This is a genomic window from Lysobacter sp. GQ73, from assembly GCF_059758755.1.
Map to the genome: position 1 here is coordinate 491,348 of NZ_JCAXEE010000003.1, position 23,209 is coordinate 514,556.

Sequence of the window (23,209 nt, forward strand, 5' to 3'; positions counted from 1 at the left end):
CGCCGCGCGGCGCGCGCCAGGCAAGGCGCTCCGAGTAGGGGTAACGATGAATCAGCAGGGACGTCATTGGATCCGCGGCGGCGCGATCGGCGCCGCGATGTTGTTCGGCACGGCGTGGTTGGGCACGGCTTTGTTGGCTTGGCCGAACGCGGCCGTCGCCGCGCCGCCGGCGATCGACATCGCCGACCTGCTCAGCGTGCCGCGGCCCGACCAGATGATCGGCGCGGCCGATGCGCCGGTGCTGGCCTGGGTGTCGAACGAACAAGGCGTGCGCAATGTCTGGGCGGCGCGCGCGCCGGGCTTCGCGCCGCGGCAACTCACCGCCTACGACGAGGACGACGGCCAGGCGATCGGCCCGTTGCAACTCAGCCGCGACGGCCGCTGGCTGGCTTATGTGCGCGGCAGCGGGCCCGACGCCGCCGGCAACAACAGCAATCCGACCAGCGACCCGGACGGCCAGGAGCAGGCAGTGTGGGTCGTCGCCAGCGACGGTTCCGGCAAGCCGCAACGCATCGCCGCCGGCCGCGGCATGCAGTTCGCGCCGCACGGCGATGCCTTGCTGGTGCAGGGCCGCGCGCTGGCCTGCCATGCGCTGCCCGGGATCAAGGCGCCGGACTGGTGCAAGGAAGCCCTGATCAAGACCCGCGGCAGCAACAGCGCGTGGGCGTTTTCGCCCGACGGCAAGCGACTCGGCTTCACCAGCGACCGCGGCGACCACAGCTTCATCGGCGTGCTCGACCTGGCTGCGCGCACCGTGCGCTGGATCGGGGCCGACTTCAATCGCGACAGCCATCCGGCCTGGTCGCCGGACGGCCGCCGCATCGCCTTCCTGCGCAGGGCCGCGGCGCGCATCGGCGAGCAGTTCGACCTGACCGGCGCCAATCCGTTCGAGATCTGGGTCGCCGATGCCGCCGGCGGCCGGGCCCAGCGAGTGTTCCGCTCCAACGACCGCGCCGGCGGCTACGCCCAGTTCGCCGAGCCCAAGCCACTGCAATGGAGCCGCGATAATCGCCTGGTGTTCAGTTCCGAGCAGAGCGGCTGGCTGCACTGGTACGCGCTGTCGCCCGAGGGCGGCGAGCCGGTCGCGCTGAGCCGGGGCGAATGCGAGGCCGAAACCAGCGAACTGGCCGAGGACGGCCGCTTCTTCTTCAGCGGCAATTGCGCCGATCTCGATTACCGGCAGTTGTTCGTCGTCGACGCCAAGGGCGCCGCGCAGAAGCTGCTGACCGGCAAGCACGAGATCGCCACCGAGCCGGTCGCGGTCGCCGGCGGCCAATGGCTCGCGTTCCGCCACGCCGACGCACGCCGGCCGAGTGCGATCGCGGTGATGCCGCGCGGCGGCGGCGAGCTGCGGCGGATCTTCCCGGCGCAGTTGCCCGCGCGTTTTCCGATCGACCGTCTGGTCCAGCCCGAGACGATCCGCCTGCGCGCCAGCGACGGCGTGGTTTCGCACGCGACCGTGTTCGAGCCGCCGGCCTCGTTCAAGGGCAAGCGCCCGGCGCTGGTCTACGTGCACGGCGGCCCGGTCCGGCAGATGCTGCCGGGCTGGCACTACGGCAGCTATTACTACGCCGACTACGCCAGCAACCAATGGCTGGCGAGCCAGGGCTTCGTGGTGCTGGCGCTGAACTTCCGCGCCGGCACCCAGTACGGCCAGGCCTTCCGCCGCGCCGAGAAACAGGGCCCGCGCGGTATCAGCGAATACCAGGACGTGCTGGCCGCGCAGGCCTACCTGGCCAAGCGCGACGACGTCGACGTGCGTCGGATCGGCATCTACGGCGGCTCCTACGGCGGCTTCCTGACCGCCTCGGCTCTCGCGCGCAATTCCGACCTGTTCGCGGCCGGGGTCGATCGCCACGGCGTCCACGATTGGCGCGAGAGCGCCAAGGGCGGCGACAACAGCGGCCTGTGGGGGCTCGGCCCGGACGAACTGGAACTGGCCTGGCGGTCCTCGCCGGCCGCTCACGTCGACAGCTGGCGTTCGCCGGTGCTGTTCGTGCACGGGGACGACGACCGCGCGGTGAAATTCTCCCAGAGCGTGGATCTGGTCGAGCGCCTGCGCGCGCGCGACGTGCCGGTCGAGACCCTGGTCCTGCCCGACGAAGACCATTTCTTCCTGCGTCATGCGACCTGGCTGCAGGTCCATCGCAGTACCATGGAGTTCTTCCGCCGGCAGCTGAAGCCCGGCGCCGATTGAGCGAACGCATGACGCCGCACCCGAGCGAACCCGTCTACCGCCTGCACCGCGGCAACGCGCCCTTGCTGATCAGCCTGCCGCACGACGGTTCGCTGATCCCCGACGCGCTGGCCGCGCGCATGGTCGACTCGGCGCGGCGCGCGCCGGACACCGACTGGCACGTGTCGCGCCTGTACGCGCTGGCGCGCGCGTTCGGCGCCTCGATCCTCGTGCCGAGCTATTCGCGCTACGTGGTCGACCTGAACCGCCCGCCCGACGACACTTCGCTGTATCCCGGGCAGAACACCACCGGCCTGTGTCCGGCGGTGCAGTTCAGCGGCGAGGCGGTGTATCTCGACGGGCAGGCACCGACGCCGGACGAGGTCGCCGAGCGCGTCGAATTGTATTGGCGCCCGTATCACGACACCCTCGTCGCCGAGCTCGACCGCATCCGCGGCGAGCACGGCCGCGCGGTGTTATGGGAAGGCCATTCGATCCGCGGCGAGGTGCCGTTCCTGTTCGAGGGCCGCTTGCCCGACCTCAACCTCGGCACCGCCGCCGGCAAGAGCTGCCTGCCGGAACTGCAGGTCCGCCTCGAACGCATCCTGGCGGCGCAGAGCGACTACGAATGGGTGGCCAACGGCCGCTTCAAGGGCGGCTACATCACCCGGCACTACGGCGATCCCGAGATCGGCGTGCAGGCGGTGCAGCTGGAGATCAGCCAGCGCAACTACATGGACGAGAGCTCCTTCGCCTACGACGAAAGCAAGGCGGTGCGCCTGCAGGTCGTGATCGAGGCCTTGCTGCGCGCGACCCTGGACACCGGCGAGGCATGACCCGGGCGCCGACGGCGCCGTTGCTGAGCCCCGGCCAGGCACGCGCGCTGCACCTGTCCGCGCAAGGCCTGCTGGCCCGCCCGCGCCGGCGCGCGCGCCGGCCGGATTTGCTCGCGGCGATCGCGCGCATGCAGTTGCTGCAGATCGACACCATCCACGTGGTCGCGCGCAGCCCGTACCTGGTGCTGTTTTCGCGGGTCGGCGCTTACCGCGCGCGCTGGCTGGAAGAACTGCTGGCCGAACGCGAGATCTTCGAGGTCTGGGCGCACGAGGCCTGTTTCGCGCCGATGAGCGACTACCTGCTGCATCGCAACGCCTTGCCGCAACGCGCGCACCATTGGGCGATCCGCAACGCCCAGCGGCATCGCCAGAGCAGCGGCGCCAAGATCGACCGCCTGCTCGGTCATATCCGCGAGTTCGGCGCGGTGAAGTCCTCGGACTTCGAACGCGGGCCCGCATCCGCCGGCGGCGGCTGGTGGGGCTGGAAGGACGAGAAGCGCTGGCTCGAAGCCGGCTTCGCCCTGGGCGAGCTGATGGTCGCGCGGCGCGACAATTTCCACCGCGTCTACGATCTGGCCGAACGAGTCGCCGGCGTGGCGGTGCCCGGCTGGGACAGCACGCCGATCGACGCCGCAACGGTGCGGCGCGAGACCTTGCTCAAGTCGGTGCGCGCGCTGGGCATCGCCCAGGCGCGCTGGGTCGCCGATTATTTCCGCCTGCGGCCGCGCTTGCGCGATGCGGACCTGGCCGAACCGGTCGAGGCCGGGGAGCTGTTGCGGGTCGAGGTCAAGGGCTGGGCCGCGCCGGGCTATGTCCATCGCGATCATGCCGAGGCCCTCGCCCTGGCCGCGGCCGGTCGCCTGCGCGCGACCCACTCGACCCTGCTGTCGCCGTTCGATCCGGTGGTCTGGGACCGCGAACGCGCCAGCGAATTCTTCGGTTTCGACTACACCCTGGAGTGCTACACCCCGGAGCCGAAGCGCCGCTACGGCTATTTCGTCCTGCCGATCCTGGTGCGCGGGCGACTGGTCGGCCGCCTGGATGCGAAGGCGCACCGCGCCGAGGGCGTGTTCGAGGTCAAGGCCTTGTACCTGGAGGAGGGCGTCGCCGCCGACGAGGCCCTGGCCGCCGAAATCGCGCGGGCGATCGACGATTGCGCGCGCTGGCACGAGGCGCCGGCGGTGCGCTTGAACCGTTGCCGGCCGGCGGCGTTCGCACCCCTGCTGAGGCGTGCGCTCGGCGCCGCAGCGGCGGCTTGAACGGCGGCGGCCTAGCCTCGCGGGTTCAGCCGCGGGTTCAGCCGCCGGTTCAGTCGATCAGTTGAACTTCGAAATCAGCACGCTCGCGCCGATCAGCCCCGCCAGCGCAATCAGGTTCAGCACCAGCGCCGGCACCGCGATGCTGCGGCGTTCGCGGCACAGCAGTGCGGTGCCCGCGAGCAAGCTGCCGAACAACCAGCTCGCCGCGGTGAACAGGATCGCGCGGCCGGTGCATTGCAGGCTCCAGGAGCCGCATTGCTCGTCCGAGGTCAGGCCGAAGACGAACAGCCAGGCCAGGACCGGACCGAGCAGCAGGGCGAACCAGGCCAGCACGCCGAACAAACGCCCGCGCGGATTTTCGAAGCCGGCGGGAAAGGCATCGGCCAGCGCCTCGGCGTAGGCATCGGCATCGCGCTCGCTCAAGGCACCTTCGAACCGTTCAACGGCCATGGCGCGGTCCCTCCGTAAGGCGCCCACCCGGGGCGGGCAGTGGGTGGCCGGGACAGGACGGCATATCGATCTCCTGGTCCGGCGATGCGCTCAAGCTGCCGCAAGTCGCGGCATGACGGCGTGATGCCGGAGACAACGCCGCAAGGCGGGCGTTGCGAAAAAGAAACGCGTCGCGCCAGGAGCCCGTACTCCTCGGATAAACGCCGTTTCCGGCGAAGATCGTCCAGGAGCCACGGCTGCCGCGAACGGCGCGGAGGTCATGTAAAACGCTGGCGGCGCCAGGCCGGCAGGGGGCACGCGGCGGCCTCGGCGGCCCGCTATGGGCCAAGGCGCAGTCGCCGAGCCACGCCGGCCGGGCCCTGGCTGGATTACGCGCCGCGCCTGGACGGCAAAAAACAAACGCCGCACGAGGCGGCGTTCGTCCGTGGCCATCGGGGCAGGGCGGGGTTCAGACTTCGAGCGTCGCCAGGTCGCCCTTGGTTTCGAGCCAGGACTTGCGGTCGCTGGCGCGCTTCTTGGCCAGCAGCATGTCCATCAGCGAATGGGTCTGGGCGTTGTCGTCGATGGTCAGCTGGACCAGGCGGCGGGTGTCGGGGTGGATGGTCGACTCGCGCAGCTGCGAGGCGTTCATCTCGCCCAGGCCCTTGAAGCGGGTGACGTTGACCGCGCCGCTGAGGCCCTTCTTGCGGTCGCCTTTCTCGCGCTCGATCTTTTCCAGGAGGATGCGTTTTTCCTCCTCGTCGAGCGCGTAGAACACGGTCTTGCCCACGTCGACGCGGAACAGCGGCGGCATCGCCACGAAGATGTGGCCGCTGGCGACCAGCGCCGGGAAGTGGCGCAGGAACAGGGCGCTGAGCAGGGTCGCGATGTGCAGGCCGTCGGAGTCGGCGTCGGCGAGGATCACCACCTTGCCGTAGCGCAGGCCGCTGATGTCTTCCTTGCCCGGGTCGCAGCCGATCGCGACCGCCAGGTCGTGCACTTCCTGCGAGCCCAGCACGCTGCCGGAGGCGACTTCCCAGGTGTTGAGGATCTTGCCGCGCAGCGGCAGGATCGCCTGGAAATCCTTGTCGCGGGCCTGGCGCGCGCTGCCGCCGGCCGAATCGCCCTCGACCAGGAACAGCTCGGTGCGCGAGAGGTCCTGCGAGCTGCAGTCGGCGAGCTTGCCGGGCAGGGCCGGGCCCTGGGTGATCTTCTTGCGGGTGATCTGCTTTTCGGTCTTCAGGCGCGCGGCGGCGCGCTCGATCGCCAGCTGGGCGATGCGCTCGCCGAGCTCGGTATGTTGGTTCAGCCACAGCGAGAACGCATCGTGGGCGGCGCCCTCGACGAAGCCGGCGGCCTGGCGCGAGGACAGGCGTTCCTTGGTCTGGCCGCTGAACTGCGGGTCGGTCATCTTGATGCTGAGCACGAAGGCGACCCGGTCCCAGACGTCTTCCGGGGCCAGCTTGACGCCGCGCGGCAGCAGGTTGCGGAAGTCGCAGAACTCGCGCAGCGCATCGGTGAAGCCGGTGCGCAGGCCGTTGACGTGGGTGCCGTGCTGAGCGGTCGGGATCAGGTTGACGTAGCTTTCCTGGACCAGCTCGCCGTCGGGTACCCAGGCCACCGCCCAGTCGACCACTTCGGTGTCCTTCTTGAGCTGGCCGACGAACAGCTCCGGCGGCAGCAGTTCGCGCTGCGGCTGGCCGTCGCGCAGCTCGCCCGACAGATAGTCGCGCAGGCCGTCTTCGAAATACCACTCGATGCGCTCGCCGCTGGCCTCGTCGAACAGCTTGACGTTGAGGCCGGGGCACAGCACCGCCTTGGCGCGCAGCACGTGCTTGATCGAGCGCAGGTTGAACTTGGGCGTGTCGAAATACTTCGCGTCGGGCCAGAAGCGCACGCGCGTGCCGGTGTTCTTCTTGCCGACCGTGTTCACCACTTCCAGCGGGGTGGCGCGGTCGCCGTTCTGGAAGGTCATGCGGTATTCGTTGCCGTCGCGCTTGATGTGCACTTCGACCAGCTTAGACAGCGCGTTGACCACGCTCACGCCGACGCCGTGCAGGCCGCCGGAGAAGGTGTAGTTCTTGTTGCTGAACTTGCCGCCCGCATGCAGGCGGGTGAGGATCAGCTCGACGCCGGGGATGCCTTCCTCGGGGTGGATGTCGACCGGCATGCCGCGGCCGTCGTCGGAGACCTCGCAGCTGCCGTCGGCGTGCAGGACGACCTCGATGCTGCGGGCGTGGCCGGCCAGCGCCTCGTCGACCGCGTTGTCGATGACCTCCTGCGCCAGATGGTTCGGGCGGGTGGTGTCGGTGTACATGCCCGGGCGTCGTTTGACGGGGTCCAGCCCGGAGAGGACTTCGATGTCGGCGGCGTTATAGCGACTGCTCATTAACTGAAGGGCGTGGCCGTGGTGTTCGGAGCGGCGAGGATGGCGACGGCGGGCTAGGTGGTCAAGCCGGGCGGCGTGAAGAATCGGCGCCAAGCTTGCCGCGCCTGCGTCTCGGCCGCTGAGACCGGACCGCACCGGTGCGCTGGCGTAGCCGCGGCGGTCGCGCCGGCGCGGCTTGATATCGGTCGATTCAGCCACCAGCATGGGGGTAGGGGTTAGGGTCCGCCCCGTCGCTCAGGGAAGCGGTGCGCCGAATGGCGCTCTGCCCACGACACGCGGCGCGGTCGATCGCGCCGGTCCCCATTCCGTCAGGAGGCCACACCATGAACATCCGCAAGCTCGTGCTCCCCGCCGCCATCGCCGCCGCCCTGGCCATGCTGGTCGCGCCTGCCGCATTCGCGCAGCAGGACCCGCAGGCCGAGGCCAAGAAAGCCGAAGAGGCCAAAAAAGCCGAGGATGCGAAGAAGGCCGAGGCCCAGAAGAAGGCCAAGGCCGACAAGAAGCAGTCCGGCGACCGCGGCGTCGAGCCGGAAGAGGAAGGCGACAAGTAATCCGGTCGCGTCATCCGCCAGGTTTCCCCGAACGCCCCGGCTCGCCGGGGCGTTTTCGTTGCTGCCGACGGCGTCCGGCGCACTGCGGCGCTCTTGGCCGGCTGGCAGGGGGATTTCGCCTGTCCGGGGTAGTTCATCGCAAGGCCGCCGGTAGCGTTATCCGCTACTTCGCGCGCGACCCGGCTAGCCGGCGCCTGAACGGACCGCCGCCCTCTAGCATCGGCCTACGTCGCAGCAGCGGCCGGTGACGAAGCTGGGGAGTCGCAAATGAAACGATGGCTGTTCGACCTGGCGCGAGTGGCGCTCGCCCTGTGCCTGGAAGTGCTCGGGTTGTGGGCTGCCCTGGCATTCATGCCGCTCAGCGACGAGTTCGAGACGTTCGGACTGACCTCGCTGCTGGCGGTGGTCGCTATCCTTGCGGCGACCGGTGGACTCGCCGGATGGGTGGCGCGCCGTTACTTCCTGGCGCCGGCCTTGTTGCCGTTATGGCTATCGTGGGCGGCGTTCATCAGCCTGGACCAATGGTCCGATGTCAAACTCGGCGAAGGGACTTACTTCGACGGGGTCGTCAGGCACGCGGCGATGGTGGCGGCCACCAGTGTCGCCTTGGCCGCCGGCGTCCTGTCGGGCTACCGTGGCGCACGGCGGTCATGTCCGGCCACGGCCGTACCCGGCTAAGCACGAACCGAGGAGAATGCAGTATTGGCGATTCGTATCGTCAGACTCGGCAGCCCGCGCCTGGACGGCGAGGGCACCCGCATCGGCACGGTGCGGCGGCCGCCGCGCGGGGTGCCGAAGCGCGAATTCGCGACCCGGGACTGGTACGACGTCTGGTTCCCGAACCTGGCGCCGAGCGCGGAGGCGGTCAGGCTCGGCCAGGAAGCGCAGACTCCGGCTCAGTGGAATGCGTTCGTGCGCAGGTACCGGGCCGAGATGGCCACACCCGACAACGGCCACGCCCTGCAATTGCTCGCGACCCTGTCGCAGCACACCGATTTCTCGGTCGGCTGTTATTGCGAGGACGAGGCGCGCTGCCATCGCTCGGTGCTGCGCGAACTGCTGGCCGGCAAGGGCGCCAAGCTGGCCTGAGGTGCTGCGAGCCCCTGGGGGCGGCGTTCCATGGTGCCGCGATCGGCCGCCCCTGCGCCTGCGGTCGAAGCGGCGCGGCCGCGGCTTGCGCCGTTCCCACCCTTGGAGCCTGGCCGCGACCTGAGCGCTCGCGGGAAGGGGCCGCCCGCAATCCTCGAGGCCGCAGGCCGACAGCTCGCCGACATCGGCCGATAATCGGCCGATTCCGCGGTCGCCTTGCCGCATCGGGCTTCTCGGGTCCTCCAGGCGACCGCCGGCGCTGTCAAGCAGTCGCGGCTTCACCTTCAAGCCTGTAAACTGCGGCTTTCCAGCGGCAGCAAAATCCATGACTCCCCTGATTTTCGTCACCGGCGGCGTGGTGTCCTCCTTGGGTAAGGGCATCGCGGCAGCCTCGTTGGCGGCCATCCTCGAAGCGCGCGGGCTGCGCGTGACGATGATGAAGCTCGACCCCTACATCAACGTCGATCCGGGCACGATGAGCCCGTTTCAGCACGGCGAGGTCTACGTCACCGACGACGGTGCCGAGACCGACCTCGACCTCGGCCACTACGAGCGCTACCTGCGCACCCGCCTGAGCCGCAAGAATTCGATCACGACCGGACGGATCTACGAGAACGTGATCCGCAAGGAACGCCGCGGCGACTACCTCGGCGGCACCGTCCAGGTCATCCCGCACATCACCGACGAGATCAAGCGCTGCATCGTCGAGGCCACCGAAGGCTTCGACGTCGCCCTGGTCGAGGTCGGCGGCACGGTCGGCGACATCGAGTCGCTGCCGTTCCTCGAAGCGATCCGCCAGCTGCGCACCGAGCGCGGCCCCGAGCACGCCTTGTTCATGCACCTGACCCTGGTGCCGTTCATCGCTGCTGCGGGCGAGTTGAAGACCAAGCCGACCCAGCACTCGGTCAAGGAACTGCGTTCGATCGGCATCCAGCCCGACGTCCTGCTGTGCCGCAGCGAACAGCCGCTGCCCGACAGCGACCGCCGCAAGATCGCCCTGTTCACCAACGTGCCCGAAAAAGCGGTCATCTCGGCGGTCGATCTCGACAACATCTACAAGCTGCCGCAGTGGTTCCACGAGCAGGGCCTGGACGCGATCGTCCTCGACCGCCTGCGTATCCAGGCCGGCCCGGCCGACCTGCGCGAATGGAACGAAGTGGTCGACGCCACCGAGCATCCGGTCGACGAGGTCACCATCGCCGTGGTCGGCAAGTACATCGACCACCAGGACGCCTACAAGTCGTTGTCGGAAGCGCTCAAGCACGGCGGCCTGCGCCAGCGCACCAAGGTCAAGCTGAAGTGGCTGGAATCCAGCGAGATCGAGCGCGACGGCGTGGAATCGCTGAAGGGCGTCGACGGTATCCTGGTGCCGGGCGGCTTCGGCGATCGCGGCTTCGAAGGCAAGGTCGCGACCGCGAACTACGCGCGCGAACACAAGATTCCGTACTTCGGCATCTGCTACGGCATGCAGGCCGCGGTAGTCGATTACGCGCGCCACGTCGCCGGCCTCGACAACGCCAACAGCACCGAGAACGACAAGAACAGCCCGCATCCGGTCATCGGCCTGATCACCGAGTGGCGCACCGCCACCGGCGAAGTCGAACGCCGCAGCGAAACCAGCGACCTCGGCGGCACCATGCGCCTGGGCCTGCAGGACCAGCGGATCAAGCCGGGCACCCTGGCGCGCGAGTTGTACGGCAAGGACGTGGTCGGCGAGCGCCACCGCCACCGCTACGAGTTCAACAACCGCTATCGCAGCCAGCTCGAGGACGCCGGCCTGGTGATCTCGGCCAAGTCGATGGACGACCTGCTGGTCGAGATGGTCGAACTGCCGCGCAGCGAGCATCCCTGGTACCTGGCCTGCCAGGCGCACCCGGAATTCCTGTCGACGCCGCGCGACGGCCACCCGCTGTTCATCGGTTTCGTGCGCGCCGCGCGCGAGGCCAAGGCCGGCGGCAAGCTGTTGAAGGAAGTGCGGGGATGAACCCCGCCGCGCCCGCCGCTTCCATTGCGTCCGCGCCGCTGAAAACCGCGGCGATCCTGGGCGTGGCCGGGGCGGCGGTGCTGGTGTCCGGTCTGGCCGTATCGCGCGTCGCCGGGCTGCTCGCCGGCTTTTATGTACTCGGCGCGGCGTCGATCGCCGTGCCTTTGCTGCTGCTCGCCGTCATCGCGCTGGCGATCGGCGCGGTGAGTCATCTGCGTCATCGTCGCAACGCGGGATCGGCGTCCGATTCCGCGTCGGCCTCTCTTGGGAACACACAATGAAACTCTGCGGTTTCGACGTAGGCCTCGATCAACCGTTCTTCCTGATCGCCGGCCCGTGCGTGATCGAGTCGATGCAGCTGCAGCTCGACGTCGCCGGACAGCTCAAGGAAATCACCTCCGCGCTCGGCATTCCCTTCATCTTCAAGTCCAGCTTCGACAAGGCCAACCGCACCTCGGCGACGAGCTTCCGCGGCCCGGGCATGGAAGAGGGGCTCAAGGTCCTGGCCGAGGTCAAGCGCCAGATCGGCGTGCCGGTGCTGACCGACGTGCACGAATACACGCCGATGGACGAGGTTGCCTCGGTCGTCGACGTGCTGCAGACCCCGGCCTTCCTGTGCCGCCAGACCGACTTCATCCAGAAGGTCGCGCGCGCCGGCAAGCCGGTCAACATCAAGAAGGGCCAGTTCCTGTCGCCGTGGGAGATGAAGCACGTCACCGCGAAGGCCCAGGCCACCGGCAACCAGCAGATCATGGCCTGCGAACGCGGCGCGAGCTTCGGCTACAACAACCTGGTCAGCGACATGCGCTCGCTGTCGGTGATGCGCGACACCGGTTGCCCGGTGGTGTTCGACGCGACCCACTCGGTGCAGTTGCCCGGGGGCATGGACGGCAAGTCCGGCGGCCAGCGCGAGTTCGTGCCGGTGCTGGCGCGCGCGGCGATCGCGGTCGGCGTGTCGGGGGTGTTCATGGAAACCCATCCGCGCCCCGAGGAAGCCTTGTCCGACGGCCCCAACGCGGTGCCGCTGCCGAAGATGCGCGCGCTGCTCGAGACCATGGTCGAGCTGGACCGCATCACCAAGAAGAACGGTTTTTTGGAACAAGATTTCTGATGCCGCCGGCGTTGCGGTGCGAGCCCGGCCGCCAAGCGGCCGCCGTCGGGCCGGGGCGTCCGTCGTCCCGCCCGCGCTCCCGTCCGCATTCCGGTCCGCATCCCGCCCGGCGCCCCCCGGGCCGGCTTGAGCTCTCGCGCGGTTCCGCCCGCGCGGTGTCCTCGCCGCTGCGGACCGAGTCGATCCGCCACCGAATGTCGCCAATTTCGACGGCGCCCACCCGGGCCGGCCGCGAACTCGGCTATCGTTCGTCCCGACCCCTTTCCCACTGAACTCCAACGCCTCCGACATGAGCACGATCACCCAGATCCACGCCCGCGAAATCCTCGACAGCCGAGGCAACCCGACCCTGGAAGCCGAGGTCACCCTGGCCGACGGCAGCTTCGGCCGCGCCCTGGTCCCCTCCGGCGCCTCGACCGGCAGCAAGGAAGCGGTCGAACTGCGCGACGGCGACAAGACCCGTTACCTCGGCAAGGGCGTGCGCAAGGCCGTCGAGAACGTCAACACCACCATCGCCCAGGCGCTCAAGGGTCTGGACGCGACCGACCAGGCCGGCCTCGACCGCCGCATGATCGATCTCGACGGCACCGAGAACAAAGGCCGCCTGGGCGCCAACGCGCTGCTCGGCGTTTCCATGGCCAACGCGCATGCGGTCGCCGCTTCGCGCAAGCTGCCGTTGTGGAAGCACATCGCCGGCGACCGCGCCGCGGTGCTGCCGGTGCCGATGATGAACATCATCAACGGCGGCGCCCATGCCGACAACAACGTCGACCTGCAGGAATTCATGATCCTGCCGGTGGGCGTGCCGACCTTCGCCGAGGCGCTGCGCGCCGGCGCCGAGGTGTTCCATGCGTTGAAGTCGGTGCTCAAGGGCCGCGGCCTCAGCACCGCGGTCGGCGACGAGGGCGGTTTCGCCCCCGACCTGCGCAGCAACGAAGAAGCGCTGGAAACCATTCTCGAAGCGATCGGCAAGGCCGGCTACAAGGCCGGCGAAGACATCCTGCTGGGCCTGGACGTCGCCTCCACCGAGTTCTACGACAACGGCAAGTACCACCTCGTCGGCGAAGGCAAGCGCCTGACCAGCGAGCAGTTCGTCGACTTCCTGGCCGGCTGGGCCGCGCAATACCCGATCGTGACCATCGAAGACGGCATGGCCGAGGACGACTGGGCCGGCTGGAAGCTGCTGACCGACAAGCTCGGCAACAAGGTGCAGCTGGTCGGCGACGACCTGTTCGTGACCAACCCGAAGATCTTCAAGGAAGGCATCGACAAGGGCGTGGCCAACTCGATCCTGATCAAGGTCAACCAGATCGGCACCCTGACCGAGACCCTGGAAGCGATCGCGATGGCCGACGCGGCCAAGTACGCGGCCGTGGTCTCGCACCGTTCGGGTGAAACCGAGGACACCACCATCGCCGACATCTCGGTGGCGACCACCGCCACCCAGATCAAGACCGGCTCGCTGTGCCGCAGCGACCGCGTCGCCAAGTACAACCAGTTGCTGCGCATCGAAGAGCAGCTCGGCGCCGCGGCGAAGTACGCCGGCCGCGATGCGTTCGTGTCGCTGCGTCGCTGAGCGCGGCTGAGTCGCGATGGTCGAGAAGACGGGCAAGCCCTGGCTGAGCGTGCTGGTACTGGCGCTGCTGGCGCTGCTCGCTTTTCTGCAGTATCGGCTGTGGTGGGCCGGCGGCGGCAGCGGCGGCAGCGTCGCCGCGCTGCAGGCCCAGGTCGACGGCCAGATCCGCGAGAACGAAGGGCTGGAGCAACGCAACGGCGCGCTCGCGGCCGAAGTCGAGGACCTCAAGTCCGGCGAGGCCGCGGTCGAGGAACGCGCGCGCAGCGAGCTGGGCATGATCAAGCCCGGCGAGACCTTCTACCGCGTGGTCGAGGCCAGGCCGCAGGCGCCGGGGGCGAATGCGGCCGCGGCGGTCAGCGCGGTGCAGAACGGCGCCGTGCCGGGCGAGCAGGCCGCGCCGGACGAATCGACCCTGGAAGAACAGGTCGACGAACCGCCGAGCGAATTGCCGCCGCCGGCGCCCGACACGTTGCCGTCCCCGGCGCAGTCCGAACCGCCGGCCCCGGTGCGCGAGCGGCCGGCGCATTGAGGCGATGAACGCGGCGACGCCTTCGCGCCTGGGTTTTTTCGAGGAATACGACGCATGATCTGGGCCGTGATTCCCGCCGCCGGCCGCGGCCAGCGCTTCGGCGGGCCGACGCCGAAACAGTATCAGCAGGCGGCCGGCAAGCCGCTGATCGAGCACGCCCTGCACGCTCTGCTCGCGCATCCACGCGTGGTCGGGGCGATGGTCGCGTTGTCGCCCGGCGACAGCTTGTGGCCGGGCTGGAGCGAGTTCCACGGCAAGCCGGTGCTGCGCTGCATCGGCGGCGGCGAGCGCGCCGACTCGGTGCTGGCCGCCTTGCGCGCGCTGCCCGACGAGGTTGGCGAGGCCGCCCTGGTGCTGGTCCACGACGCGGCCCGGCCGAACCTGCGCGGCGACGATCTCGACCGGCTGGTCGCGGCGGCCGAAGCCAGCGCCGACGGCGCGATCCTCGGCGCGCCCCTGCGCGACACCCTGAAGCGCGCCGCCGACGGCCGCATCGCCGCGACCGAGCCGCGCGACGGTCTGTGGCGCGCGTTCACTCCGCAGGCGTTCCGACGCGGCGCGCTGACCGCGGCGCTGGAGGCGGCGGCGCAGGCCGGGGTGATCGTCACCGACGAAGCCTCGGCGATGGAGCGCATGGGCGCGAAACCGCGCCTGGTCGAGGGCCGCGAAGACAATCTGAAGGTGACCACGCCGGCGGATCTGGCGTTGGCGGACTACCTGTTGACAACATTTGGGAGATCGAAGTGAGGAGTGAAAAGTGAGGAGTGAGCTAAGGCGCCGCATGCCGGCGCAACGCTCGGCTCCTGCTTCCGCTCACTCCCGAGTCCTCTTCGCTCACTCCTTCTGTGAGGGGTGAGGAGCGAGCGAAGGCGCGGCATGCCGGCGCCAACGCTCCGGCTCCCGCTTCAACTCACTCCTCTTCGCTCGCTTCTTTACCGCAGGTCCACTCATGAACATTCGCATCGGCCAAGGCTACGACGTCCACGCATTCGGCGACGGCGACCACATCATGCTCGGCGGGGTGCGGGTGCCGCACGACCGCGGCGTGGTCGCGCATTCCGATGGCGACGTGGTCATCCATGCGCTGTGCGATGCGCTGCTCGGCGCGCTCGCGCTCGGCGACATCGGCCAGCATTTCCCGCCCAGCGACGAGCGCTGGCGCGATGCCGACAGCCGCCAGTTCCTGCGCCATTGCCAGGTGCTGATCGCCGAACGCGGCTACAAACTCGGCAACGCCGACGTCACCGTGGTCTGCGAGCGTCCGAAGGTCGGCCCGCATGCGCAGGCGATGCGCGAGGCGCTGGCCGCCGATCTCGGCGTCGAGCTCGACGCGATCAGCGTCAAGGCCACCACCAGCGAACAACTCGGTTTCACCGGTCGCCGCGAAGGCATCGCGGCGATGGCGGTCTGCCTGCTGGTGTCGGCATGAGCGAGGATTCGGGGGACGGCATCGCGCAGGCGCCTGCCGAACGGGCCGCCGACGCGCAGGAGCCCGCGCTCGCGCGCGCCCACGGCGCGGCCGTGCTCGGCGCGCGCATCCGCACCTCGTCGGAGGACTTCCGGGTCGAGGAACTGCCCGGCTTCGCCGCCAGCGGCAGCGGCGAGCATCTGCTGCTGACGGTGGAGAAGCGCGGCATGAACACCGCCTTCGCGGCCAAGCGCATCGCCGCCTGGGCCGGGATCGGCGAGGTCGGCATCGGCTACGCCGGGCTCAAGGACCGGTATGCGGTGACCGTGCAGCGCTTCAGCGTGCACCTGCCCAAGCGCATCGCGCCGGACTTGGCCGGCTTGCAGGACGACGAGTTGCGTGTGCTCGACAGCCAGTGGCACGCGAAGAAGCTGCCGCGCGGCGCCTTGGCAGGCAATCGTTTCGTGCTGACCCTGCGCGAGATCGAGGGCGAGCGCGAAGCGATCGACGCGCGCCTGGCGCAGATCGCCGCGCGCGGCGTGCCCAACTACTTCGGCGAACAACGCTTCGGCCGCGACGGCGACAACGTCGCCAACGCGCTGGCGATGTTCGCCGGGCGCCGGGTGCGTCGCGAACAGCGCAGCCTGTTGCTGTCGGCGGCGCGCTCGGAACTGTTCAACCGCGCCCTCGCGGTGCGCGTGGCCGATGGCAGTTGGGACGGCCTGCGCGACGGCGCGCCGCTGACCGGGGAGGTCTGGGCGCTGGCCGGCAGCCGCAGCGTGTTCGGCCCCGAAGCCTGGAGCGAGACGCTCGCGCAACGCCTGGCGGCTTTCGACATCCACCCCAGCGGTCCCTTGTGGGGGCGCGGCGAGCTGCGCAGCACCGACCAGGTGCGGGCGCTGGAGCTGGCCGCGCTCGAAGGCGAGCAGGCCACGGCCTTGCGCGCGGGCCTGGAAGCGGCCGGGCTCGATCAGGAACGCCGCGCGCTGCGCCTGCGCCCGGACGGGCTGGCCTGGCGCTGGCTCGACGACGGCGCGCTGGAAGTGTCCTTCGCCCTGCCAGCCGGCGCTTACGCCACCGTGGTCCTGGCCGAACTCGGCGAGATCCGTTCCGGCCCGGGCTGAGCCCGGCTACACGCGACGCGGCGCTCGCGCAATCCTCGCGGGCGCCGCTGGCGACTGACCGGGAACCGCGAATTCGCCGGCGTTTTCGCCGCTTTCGGCCGTCCAGAGCGACCGTTCGTCGGATGCGGTGCGGCGGCACTGGTTCACGGTTCCGGCCGGCGTATAAGCCGAAGGTGACAGCCGGCAGGTGCCGGTTGCCGTTCGGCAGCGCCAAGCCGCCGCCGGACTCCACCGCGTCAGGGAGCCGGGTCATGAACGCTATTTCGCGTATTGCCGTCCTGTCGTTGTCGGTGCTGGGCCTGGCGGCGTGCGCCGGGACCCACACCAAGACCAGTTACGCCGAGCCGTCGTTGTCCAAACACGCCGTCGCCGGCATGTCGCGCGACGATCATTACGTCACCGCGGTCGAACGCCTGGCCAAGCGGCGCGGCATCGAAGTGGTCTGGGTCAATCCGCCGGATCGCCGCACCATGGGCGGGCACCAGCAAGAGTGACGCCGCCGGCGGGTCCGGCCGCCGAGCCCGGCTCGCGGCTCAGCGCCGTTTGCGCGGCGCCAGCAGCACCAGCACCGCTCCGGTGCCGCCCTGCGCGGGCGGCGCCGAGTGGAAGGCCAGGGTGTCGGCGCGCTGGCGCAGCATCCGGTCGACCAGGTTCTTGAGCACCGGCAGGCCGCGGCTGTCGATGTAGTCGTTGCCGCCGCCGCGGCCCTTGCCGTGGATCACCCGCACACAGCCCACGCCGTGTTCGCGGGCGTCGTTGAGAAACGCTCGCAGCAGCGCCTCGGCCTCGCGCACCGGGCTGCCGTGCAGGTCCAGCTCTTCCTGGGCCGAGATCTCGCCGCGCTTGAGCTTCGCGAATACCCGCGGCGGCAGCTCGTCGCGGCGATAACTCAGGGCATCGCCGGCTTCGAGCAGGTTTTCTTCCAGCGCGTGACGGAACTCGTCGCGGGCCTCGGCCTCGTCGCGTTCGGCCATGCGCGCGCGGGGCCGCGGCTTCGGCGAGGTCGGCGGCAGCGGCGCGTCGGGCAGGCGGCGGATCTCGCCGATCGCAGCGCGAAACAGGGCCGCGTCGTCGCTGTCGTCGTCTTCGGGACGGTCGGGTGGGGGCGTCATGGCCACAGCATAAAAGCCCCGGCCCGTCCTTGGGACCTGCGGCCCGTCGGTATCGGGCCGTCACCGGGGAAAAACCAAGCAGCGGTGCGCGCCGCGAAGTCCCCTCGCGCCGTGCGGCGCGCATGCGTCGGCGAACACCGCGTGCGCCCAGTTCAGCATGGGCGCAGGCGCGGCTGCGGGACGGCCTGTAAGAACAGACAGGTGAGGGCCGAGCGGGACCGGCGCGTCGCCGCCGGCATGATCCGGGAGGGAATCGCCGCCGGATCGAGCGGCGCCACGGCCGCCGCAGCGGCGACGGCGAGGCGGACTACAGAAAGATCAGGCCCAGCGCCACCGCACGCGCGCAGGCGGCGCGGCGGCCCTTGACGCCGAGCTTGCGCGCGGTCTGCTGCAGGTGGAAGTTCACCGTGCGCTCGCTGATCCGCAGGATCACCGAGATCTCCCATGAGGTCTTGCCGATCGCCGACCAGCGCAGCACTTCGCGCTCGCGTTCGCTGATCGTCGGCAGGGTCTGTCGCAGCCGCATCAGCCGGTCGAGGCTGGCCTGCATGCAGCTGACGAAATACACCGCCGATGCCACGGTCGGGACCATCTCGCGCGGGTCGACCACCGCGGTGTGGGTGAAAGTCATGAACGCCCAGCGCATGCCCTGCGACCAGCTCGGCACGGTGATGCCGCCGCGCAGTCCGTGCTCGCCGGCGATCTCGAGCGTGCGCCGCGCGCGCTGCCGCAGGTAGACCCGCGCGCCGAGCTCGTAACTGGTCTGGCCTCGGCAGTTCCACGACGCCGCCGGCAGGCCTTCGCGGGCCTGGATGATGCGCGGGTCGGAGCGCTCGGCCTGGGCCGAGGCGAGGCCGGGATAGGTCTTGGACCAGTCGCTGGCGAAATCCTCGAAGAAAAAGAAGTCGTCCGACGGCCCGCTGCCGAGGCCGGGCTGCAGCGTCGGCTCCTGCAGTTTCATCGCATAGCCATGATGCTGAAATCCCAGCGCCCTGGTATAGGCGGACGTGGCCGATTTCACCTCGTCGAGCGACGCGGCGCGCAACACGCGATCGATATGCTCCCAATACTGCATGCCTTGCCTGCATTCAGTCGGTACGGAGCCCATCTTAACGCCCGCCGCCGCTCCGAACGCCCCGGCCAGATCGGGTATCATCCTGCCTTTGATTGCGGAATCCTCATGCGCGTATTGGTCAGCAACGACGACGGCGTCGACGCACCCGGCATTCGCATCCTCGCCCAGGGGCTGCGCGAAGCAGGTCACGAGGTGCTCGTGGTTGCTCCCGATCGCGACCGTTCGGGCGCCAGCAATTCGCTGACTCTGGACATGCCGGTGCGCGTGCACAAGCTCGACGAATCGACCTGGCGCGTGTACGGCACGCCGACCGATTGCGTGCACGTGGCGATTACCGGCATGCTCGAGGTCGAGCCCGACATCGTCGTGTCCGGCATCAACAACACCGCCAACCTCGGCGACGACGTGATCTATTCCGGCACCGTCGCCGCGGCGATGGAAGGCCGTTTCCTCGGCCTGCCCGCGGTGGCGATGTCGCTGGCGACCGCCGACCACGTCGGCCGCCACTACGAGACCGCGGCGCGCGCGGCGGTGGAGATCATCGCCCGCCTGCGCACCGACCCGCTGCCGGCCGACACCATCCTCAACGTCAACGTGCCCGACCTGCCCTGGGGCGAGATCGCCGGCTTCGAAGTCACCCGCCTGGGCAACCGCCATCGCGCCGAGGCCTGTACTCCGCAACAGGACCCGCGCGGCCGCCAGTGGTGGTGGATCGGCGCGGCCGGCGCCGAGCAGGACGCCGGCCCGGGCACCGACTTCAACGCAGTGCGTACCGGCAACATTTCGATCACCCCGATCCATGTCGACCTGACCCGCTACCAGGCGCTCGACCAGGTCGCCAGCTGGGTCGGCGGCCTGGCCGATGCGCTCGCGCAGCCGGAGCCGCGTGCGCCGGAGTCGGTCGCATGATCCAGCGCATGCGCCTGCAGCCCGAGGCGATCGGCAGCGGCCTGACCTCGCAGCGCGTGCGCGACCGCCTGGTCGAGCGCCTGCGCGAGGCCGGCATCCGCGACGAGCGCGTGCTCAACGCGGTGCGCACCGTGCCGCGCCACTTGTTCGTCGACGAAGCGCTGGCGATGCGCGCCTACGAAGACACCGCCTTGCCGATCGGCCACGGCCAGACCATTTCCCAGCCCTGGGTGGTGGCCAAGATGACCGAGGCCCTGCTCGAAGACGGCATCCCCGGCAAGGTGCTCGAGATCGGCACCGGCTCGGGCTACCAGGCCGCGATCCTGGCCGCGCTCGGCCTGGAAGTGCATACCGTCGAACGCATCGGCGAGTTGTTGCGCACCGCGCGCAAGCGTTTCCGCCAACTCGGTCTCAACGTGCGCAGCAAGCACGATGACGGCCGCATCGGTTGGCCCGAGAATGGTCCTTTCGACGCGATCATCGTCACCGCGGCCGCGCCGGCGCTGGTCGACGCGCTGACCGACCAACTCGCGGTCGGCGGCACCCTGATCGCGCCGGTCGGCGCGTCCTCGTCGCAGTCGTTGTTGAAGCTGCGCAAGGACGCCGACGGCAACATCAGCCAACACACGCTCGCGCCGGTGGTCTTCGTGCCATTGCTGTCGGGCATGATCGACTGACACCACACCCGACAGGGGTTCGCTTTTGAAGATCTTCGGACCGCTCTACGAGCGCGCGTTGACCTGGGCCCGGCATCGCCACGCGCCGGCCTATCTCACCGGCTTGAGTTTCGTGGAAGCCATCATTTTCCCGATCATGCCCGAGGTGATGCTGGCGCCGATGTGCGTGGGCGCGCCGCGGCGCGCGTTCTGGTTCGCCACCTTGAGCCTGATCGGCTCGATGGCCGGCGCCCTGGTCGGCTACGCCTTGGGCCATTACGCCTTCGAGGCGCTCAAGCCGGTGTTCGCGGCGATGGGCATGCTGACCAGCATCGAGTCCGGCATCGCCACGGTCCAGGCCAAGATGGCCGAGTCGCCGTGGGCGGTGTTCACCTTCCTGGTGCTCGGCGGTTTCATGCCGATCCCGATGAAGGTGTTCACCTGGGCGTCGGGTATCGTCGGCGTGCCTATGCTGCAATACGTGCTGAGCATGTTGATCGGCCGCGGCAAGCGCGTGTTCCTGCTGGCGCTGGCGATCCGCATCGGCGGCGAACGCGCCGAGGCGACCTTGCGACGCTACATCGAGCCGATCGGCTGGATTGCCACGGCCATCATCGCGATCGCCGTAGTCTGGCTGATATGGCACTCGCAGCAGGGCTGAGGCCGCTGAGGACCACTGCGAACCCGCGATGACGAAACACCGGAACACGAACGCTGCACGAGGATGCGCATGATCGAGACGACCCGGACCCCGACCCTGGCGATGGCCGCCTGCGTTCTGGCCGCGCTTGCCCTGATCGGCTGTTCGAGCACCGTGGTCCGCGAACCCTCGCGCGGTCATTCCAGCCGCGGCCCCTCGCGTCCGGCGCCACCGCGTCCTTCCAGGCCCAAGCCCGGCGCGACAGTGGTCGTGCAGCGCGGCGAAGGCCTGTACCGGATCGCCACCAACAACGGCATCCAGTTGGCCGATCTCGCCGCCTGGAACGGCCTGTCGCCGCCTTACACCCTGTATCCCGGCCAGCGTCTGCGCCTGTATCCGTCCAGCGGCGGCGCCGGTCGCCCGTCCGCGGGCGCGCCAGTCAACAGCGGCAGCGCGCCGCGGCCCGCCGCGCCGGCGCCGGTCGCCGCTCCGATCAACAGCGGCATCCGCTGGCGCTGGCCGGCGGACGGCCCCTTGCTGAGCCGCTACGTCGCCAACGAGCCGACCAAGCAGGGCGTCGACATCGGCGGCTCCAGCGGCGCCGCGGTGCGCGCCGCGGCCGACGGCGTGGTGGTGTATTCCGGCACCGGCCTGGTCGGCTATGGCGAGCTGATCATCGTCAAGCACAACGAACAATGGCTGTCGGCCTACGGCCACAACCGCAAGCGCTTGGTCAACGAAGGCCAGGTGGTCAAGTCCGGCGAGCAGATCGCCGAGATGGGCCGCAGCGGCGCGGCGCGCGACATGCTGCACTTCGAGGTGCGCTACAACGCCAAGCCGGTCGACCCGCTGCTGTATTTGCCGGCGAGGTAAGCCGGCGAAACAAGCCGGCGCGGGCTCAGCCCGGCCGGGCCGGCGCGGAACCCCGGCACAGCGAACTCGTGCGCGAGTAATCGCTGCCCCAGGTGCGGAAACCGGCGCTGTCGATATGCAGATGGCGGCGATCGTAGAAGCCGAGGCCGAAGCCGGTCGCCTCGCCGCGGCGGCGCCAGAACCCGCACAGCTCGCGGGCCGGCGCATCGGCGGCCAGGTCGAAATCATAGGCGCCGCCGCTCATGTGGCGGCTGCGCGAGCTGCCGCCTTCGCAGCGGTTGAGGGCCGGGTCGCGATAGCCGGAGGTGATTTCGGCGCCATCGAGCAGCCTGGCCCGGCGCAGTTCGCCGATCAGCCGCAGCGTGCGCAAGGTATCCGGCCAGGCCGGTTTCGGCGGCAGCGCGAACTCGGGCGCGCCGCATATCCGCCAGCGGCGCCCGCTGCGCAACAACTGGCTCAGCGGCACGACGTCGGCGGCGCCGTGGGCGCGCAGGTAGTCGCGGTACTCCTCGACTGCAGCCCGTCGGCCGTCGTCGAGCCAGCGCTGGTAACGCTCGGCCGGCGAGGGCAGGGCGCAGGCGCCGAGCAGGATCCCCACGATTGCCAGGGTCGGGGCGAACAGGAAGGCCGGCCGCCGCGAATGCGGCGCGGCCGGCTTCATGCGCCGAGCACGAACCCCATGACCACGCGCCGGCCTTCGCCGGCCAGCACGTTGAAGGTGCGCGCGGCGGCGGGGTTGGTCATGGTTTCCAGGCCGACGCCGCGGCCGAGGCAGGCGGCCAGGGTCGCTGCCGGGGGAAAAGCCTGGGTCGCGCCGCAGCCGAGCACGATCAATTCGGGCTCCAGCGCGAACAGCGGCGCCAGGTCCTCGATGCCCAGGGTTTTCACGTCGCGCACCGACCAGTCTTCGATCAATCGGTTCGGCGCGAGGATGAAGCTGCGTTCCAGGCGGCGATCGTTGACCAGGGCGACCTGGCCGTCGGCGCCGCGCAGGAAGAACTCGTGATCGGGGCGTTCCAGGGTCAGCAGCATGGGGCGGGAATCGAAATCGGGAGGCCGGAATCGGGAAGCGGGATGACTGGAAGCCTGAGTGGAACAGGGCCGGGGCGTTCGGATTTCCTATGCCCCCAGTCCGGGCCTCATCAAGTCCGCGGCAGGACGATCTGGCGCTTTTCCTTGCTCGGGCGGTACAGCACGGCGGTGTGGCCGATGCGTTGGACCAGGGCGGCATCGGTACGCTCGGCGATCTCAGCGATGGCTGCGTCGCGAGTGTCGCGGTCTTCGGCGCCGACCTTGATCTTGATCAGTTCGTGGTGCTCGAGGGCGCTATCGACCTCGGCGACCAGCGCATCGGTGATGCCCTTGCCGCCGACCTGGAGCATGGCCTTGAGGTCGTGGGCCTGTCCGCGCAGGAAACGGGTCTGGGCGGAGGTCAACAGGGTGGGCATTGGGTCACACGAACGGAGCGGGAGGGGCGCTCAGG

At 69.6% G+C, this 23,209-nt stretch carries 25 protein-coding genes and 1 pseudogene; 19 read left to right on the top strand and 7 right to left on the bottom strand.

The features are described 5' to 3' along the window. Positions 1-46: 46 nt before the first annotated feature. From AC6CH2_RS12040 to AC6CH2_RS12050, 3 genes are read left to right on the top strand one after another with little or no spacing between them, the layout of a single operon-like run. Positions 47-2,197, top strand: a complete 2,151-nt coding sequence (locus AC6CH2_RS12040) for a S9 family peptidase (protein ID WP_498269421.1) — start codon at positions 47-49, stop codon at positions 2,195-2,197. An 8-nt stretch (positions 2,198-2,205) separates the two neighbouring features. After that, positions 2,206-3,012 (top strand): N-formylglutamate deformylase, encoded by an 807-nt coding sequence (gene hutG, locus AC6CH2_RS12045; RefSeq protein ID WP_498269422.1) that lies wholly within the window; start codon positions 2,206-2,208, stop codon positions 3,010-3,012. Then, entirely contained in the window at positions 3,009-4,271 is a 1,263-nt protein-coding gene (locus tag AC6CH2_RS12050) for a winged helix-turn-helix domain-containing protein (protein WP_498269423.1), read from the top strand. Before hutG ends, AC6CH2_RS12050 begins: the two co-directional genes overlap by 4 nt. A gap of 57 nt (positions 4,272-4,328) precedes the next feature. Here AC6CH2_RS12050 and AC6CH2_RS12055 read toward each other — a convergent pair whose 3' ends face one another. Both AC6CH2_RS12055 and parE read right to left on the bottom strand, forming a co-directional pair. After that, on the bottom strand, positions 4,329-4,721 hold the full coding sequence (locus AC6CH2_RS12055) for a hypothetical protein (protein WP_498269424.1): 393 nt from the start codon (positions 4,719-4,721) through the stop codon (positions 4,329-4,331). A gap of 448 nt (positions 4,722-5,169) precedes the next feature. Then, the gene (parE, locus tag AC6CH2_RS12060; protein ID WP_498269425.1) at positions 5,170-7,089 is read right to left on the bottom strand and encodes a DNA topoisomerase IV subunit B; all 1,920 of its coding nucleotides are present in this window, start codon (positions 7,087-7,089) and stop codon (positions 5,170-5,172) included. 323 nt (positions 7,090-7,412) lie between these two features. On the opposite strand from parE, the gene AC6CH2_RS12065 reads away from it, so the two are divergent. The 12 genes and pseudogenes from AC6CH2_RS12065 (at position 7,413) to AC6CH2_RS12120 (ending at position 16,955) form a co-directional block, all read left to right on the top strand. After that, complete coding sequence (locus AC6CH2_RS12065) at positions 7,413-7,640, top strand: hypothetical protein (RefSeq protein ID WP_498269426.1); 228 nt, start codon at positions 7,413-7,415, stop codon at positions 7,638-7,640. A gap of 267 nt (positions 7,641-7,907) precedes the next feature. Further along, a complete protein-coding gene (locus tag AC6CH2_RS12070; protein ID WP_498269427.1) occupies positions 7,908-8,318 on the top strand; it encodes a hypothetical protein in 411 nt (136 codons plus the stop codon). 24 nt (positions 8,319-8,342) lie between these two features. Further along, the gene (locus AC6CH2_RS12075; protein ID WP_498269428.1) at positions 8,343-8,729 is read left to right on the top strand and encodes a DUF488 domain-containing protein; all 387 of its coding nucleotides are present in this window, start codon (positions 8,343-8,345) and stop codon (positions 8,727-8,729) included. A gap of 325 nt (positions 8,730-9,054) precedes the next feature. Continuing rightward, on the top strand, positions 9,055-10,713 hold the full coding sequence (pyrG, locus tag AC6CH2_RS12080; RefSeq protein ID WP_498269429.1) for a CTP synthase: 1,659 nt from the start codon (positions 9,055-9,057) through the stop codon (positions 10,711-10,713). Continuing rightward, complete coding sequence (locus AC6CH2_RS12085; protein ID WP_498269430.1) at positions 10,710-10,994, top strand: hypothetical protein; 285 nt, start codon at positions 10,710-10,712, stop codon at positions 10,992-10,994. The genes pyrG and AC6CH2_RS12085 overlap by 4 nt, the downstream gene beginning before the upstream one ends. Further along, a complete protein-coding gene (kdsA, locus tag AC6CH2_RS12090; protein WP_435396256.1) occupies positions 10,991-11,824 on the top strand; it encodes a 3-deoxy-8-phosphooctulonate synthase in 834 nt (277 codons plus the stop codon). Before AC6CH2_RS12085 ends, kdsA begins: the two co-directional genes overlap by 4 nt. 289 nt (positions 11,825-12,113) lie before the next feature. Further along, positions 12,114-13,400: a phosphopyruvate hydratase gene (eno, locus tag AC6CH2_RS12095; protein WP_435396257.1), complete on the top strand. Its 1,287-nt coding sequence runs from the start codon at positions 12,114-12,116 to the stop codon at positions 13,398-13,400. 16 nt (positions 13,401-13,416) lie between these two features. Further along, positions 13,417-13,767 (top strand): annotated as a pseudogene (gene ftsB, locus AC6CH2_RS12100) (cell division protein FtsB); the annotation flags it as partial. A 207-nt stretch (positions 13,768-13,974) separates the two neighbouring features. Beyond that, a complete protein-coding gene (gene ispD / locus AC6CH2_RS12105; RefSeq protein ID WP_498269543.1) occupies positions 13,975-14,676 on the top strand; it encodes a 2-C-methyl-D-erythritol 4-phosphate cytidylyltransferase in 702 nt (233 codons plus the stop codon). A gap of 202 nt (positions 14,677-14,878) precedes the next feature. Continuing rightward, complete coding sequence (gene ispF, locus AC6CH2_RS12110; protein ID WP_498269431.1) at positions 14,879-15,358, top strand: 2-C-methyl-D-erythritol 2,4-cyclodiphosphate synthase; 480 nt, start codon at positions 14,879-14,881, stop codon at positions 15,356-15,358. Continuing rightward, positions 15,355-16,461 carry a tRNA pseudouridine(13) synthase TruD gene (gene truD, locus AC6CH2_RS12115; RefSeq protein WP_498269432.1) on the top strand — a complete coding sequence of 369 codons (1,107 nt, stop codon included), beginning with the start codon at positions 15,355-15,357 and terminating at the stop codon, positions 16,459-16,461. Before ispF ends, truD begins: the two co-directional genes overlap by 4 nt. Positions 16,462-16,712: 251 nt before the next feature. Continuing rightward, positions 16,713-16,955 carry a hypothetical protein gene (locus tag AC6CH2_RS12120; RefSeq protein ID WP_498269433.1) on the top strand — a complete coding sequence of 81 codons (243 nt, stop codon included), beginning with the start codon at positions 16,713-16,715 and terminating at the stop codon, positions 16,953-16,955. 39 nt (positions 16,956-16,994) lie between these two features. Here the strand turns inward: AC6CH2_RS12120 and AC6CH2_RS12125 are convergent, their stop codons facing one another. Continuing rightward, positions 16,995-17,573, bottom strand: coding sequence for a Smr/MutS family protein (locus AC6CH2_RS12125; RefSeq protein WP_498269434.1), 579 nt, complete (start codon positions 17,571-17,573; stop codon positions 16,995-16,997). A gap of 307 nt (positions 17,574-17,880) precedes the next feature. After that, complete coding sequence (locus AC6CH2_RS12130; RefSeq protein WP_498269435.1) at positions 17,881-18,648, bottom strand: helix-turn-helix transcriptional regulator; 768 nt, start codon at positions 18,646-18,648, stop codon at positions 17,881-17,883. A gap of 105 nt (positions 18,649-18,753) precedes the next feature. On the opposite strand from AC6CH2_RS12130, the gene surE reads away from it, so the two are divergent. The 4 genes from surE to AC6CH2_RS12150 all read left to right on the top strand — a co-directional run bounded on the left by surE (position 18,754) and on the right by AC6CH2_RS12150 (position 21,726). Further along, on the top strand, positions 18,754-19,557 hold the full coding sequence (surE, locus tag AC6CH2_RS12135; protein ID WP_435396262.1) for a 5'/3'-nucleotidase SurE: 804 nt from the start codon (positions 18,754-18,756) through the stop codon (positions 19,555-19,557). Further along, on the top strand, positions 19,554-20,234 hold the full coding sequence (locus tag AC6CH2_RS12140; RefSeq protein WP_498269436.1) for a protein-L-isoaspartate(D-aspartate) O-methyltransferase: 681 nt from the start codon (positions 19,554-19,556) through the stop codon (positions 20,232-20,234). Before surE ends, AC6CH2_RS12140 begins: the two co-directional genes overlap by 4 nt. Before the next feature lie 25 nt (positions 20,235-20,259). Beyond that, positions 20,260-20,874, top strand: coding sequence for a YqaA family protein (locus tag AC6CH2_RS12145; RefSeq protein ID WP_498269437.1), 615 nt, complete (start codon positions 20,260-20,262; stop codon positions 20,872-20,874). A 69-nt stretch (positions 20,875-20,943) separates the two neighbouring features. After that, positions 20,944-21,726 (top strand): peptidoglycan DD-metalloendopeptidase family protein, encoded by a 783-nt coding sequence (locus AC6CH2_RS12150; protein WP_498269438.1) that lies wholly within the window; start codon positions 20,944-20,946, stop codon positions 21,724-21,726. A gap of 25 nt (positions 21,727-21,751) precedes the next feature. Here the strand turns inward: AC6CH2_RS12150 and AC6CH2_RS12155 are convergent, their stop codons facing one another. The 3 genes from AC6CH2_RS12155 to yhbY form a co-directional block, all read right to left on the bottom strand. Then, entirely contained in the window at positions 21,752-22,387 is a 636-nt protein-coding gene (locus AC6CH2_RS12155) for a D-Ala-D-Ala carboxypeptidase family metallohydrolase (RefSeq protein WP_498269439.1), read from the bottom strand. Beyond that, complete coding sequence (locus AC6CH2_RS12160) at positions 22,384-22,758, bottom strand: Mth938-like domain-containing protein (RefSeq protein ID WP_498269440.1); 375 nt, start codon at positions 22,756-22,758, stop codon at positions 22,384-22,386. The genes AC6CH2_RS12155 and AC6CH2_RS12160 overlap by 4 nt, the downstream gene beginning before the upstream one ends. A 110-nt stretch (positions 22,759-22,868) precedes the next feature. Continuing rightward, a complete protein-coding gene (gene yhbY, locus AC6CH2_RS12165; protein ID WP_408950589.1) occupies positions 22,869-23,174 on the bottom strand; it encodes a ribosome assembly RNA-binding protein YhbY in 306 nt (101 codons plus the stop codon). Between the last annotated feature and the right edge of the window lie 35 nt (positions 23,175-23,209).

Coding starts and splice junctions, on each gene's coding strand:
- AC6CH2_RS12070 (WP_498269427.1), top strand. CDS start 7,908: ATGAAACGATGGCTGTTCGACCTGGCGCGAGTGGCGCTCGCCCTGTGC.
- AC6CH2_RS12085 (WP_498269430.1), top strand. CDS start 10,710: ATGAACCCCGCCGCGCCCGCCGCTTCCATTGCGTCCGCGCCGCTGAAA.
- AC6CH2_RS12160 (WP_498269440.1), bottom strand. CDS start 22,758: ATGCTGCTGACCCTGGAACGCCCCGATCACGAGTTCTTCCTGCGCGGC.
- AC6CH2_RS12130 (WP_498269435.1), bottom strand. CDS start 18,648: ATGCAGTATTGGGAGCATATCGATCGCGTGTTGCGCGCCGCGTCGCTC.
- surE (WP_435396262.1), top strand. CDS start 18,754: ATGCGCGTATTGGTCAGCAACGACGACGGCGTCGACGCACCCGGCATT.
- AC6CH2_RS12150 (WP_498269438.1), top strand. CDS start 20,944: ATGATCGAGACGACCCGGACCCCGACCCTGGCGATGGCCGCCTGCGTT.
- truD (WP_498269432.1), top strand. CDS start 15,355: ATGAGCGAGGATTCGGGGGACGGCATCGCGCAGGCGCCTGCCGAACGG.
- AC6CH2_RS12065 (WP_498269426.1), top strand. CDS start 7,413: ATGAACATCCGCAAGCTCGTGCTCCCCGCCGCCATCGCCGCCGCCCTG.
- ispF (WP_498269431.1), top strand. CDS start 14,879: ATGAACATTCGCATCGGCCAAGGCTACGACGTCCACGCATTCGGCGAC.
- AC6CH2_RS12120 (WP_498269433.1), top strand. CDS start 16,713: ATGAACGCTATTTCGCGTATTGCCGTCCTGTCGTTGTCGGTGCTGGGC.
- AC6CH2_RS12055 (WP_498269424.1), bottom strand. CDS start 4,721: ATGGCCGTTGAACGGTTCGAAGGTGCCTTGAGCGAGCGCGATGCCGAT.
- pyrG (WP_498269429.1), top strand. CDS start 9,055: ATGACTCCCCTGATTTTCGTCACCGGCGGCGTGGTGTCCTCCTTGGGT.
- AC6CH2_RS12050 (WP_498269423.1), top strand. CDS start 3,009: ATGACCCGGGCGCCGACGGCGCCGTTGCTGAGCCCCGGCCAGGCACGC.
- kdsA (WP_435396256.1), top strand. CDS start 10,991: ATGAAACTCTGCGGTTTCGACGTAGGCCTCGATCAACCGTTCTTCCTG.
- parE (WP_498269425.1), bottom strand. CDS start 7,089: ATGAGCAGTCGCTATAACGCCGCCGACATCGAAGTCCTCTCCGGGCTG.
- AC6CH2_RS12140 (WP_498269436.1), top strand. CDS start 19,554: ATGATCCAGCGCATGCGCCTGCAGCCCGAGGCGATCGGCAGCGGCCTG.
- AC6CH2_RS12125 (WP_498269434.1), bottom strand. CDS start 17,573: ATGACGCCCCCACCCGACCGTCCCGAAGACGACGACAGCGACGACGCG.
- eno (WP_435396257.1), top strand. CDS start 12,114: ATGAGCACGATCACCCAGATCCACGCCCGCGAAATCCTCGACAGCCGA.
- AC6CH2_RS12155 (WP_498269439.1), bottom strand. CDS start 22,387: ATGAAGCCGGCCGCGCCGCATTCGCGGCGGCCGGCCTTCCTGTTCGCC.
- yhbY (WP_408950589.1), bottom strand. CDS start 23,174: ATGCCCACCCTGTTGACCTCCGCCCAGACCCGTTTCCTGCGCGGACAG.
- hutG (WP_498269422.1), top strand. CDS start 2,206: ATGACGCCGCACCCGAGCGAACCCGTCTACCGCCTGCACCGCGGCAAC.
- AC6CH2_RS12040 (WP_498269421.1), top strand. CDS start 47: ATGAATCAGCAGGGACGTCATTGGATCCGCGGCGGCGCGATCGGCGCC.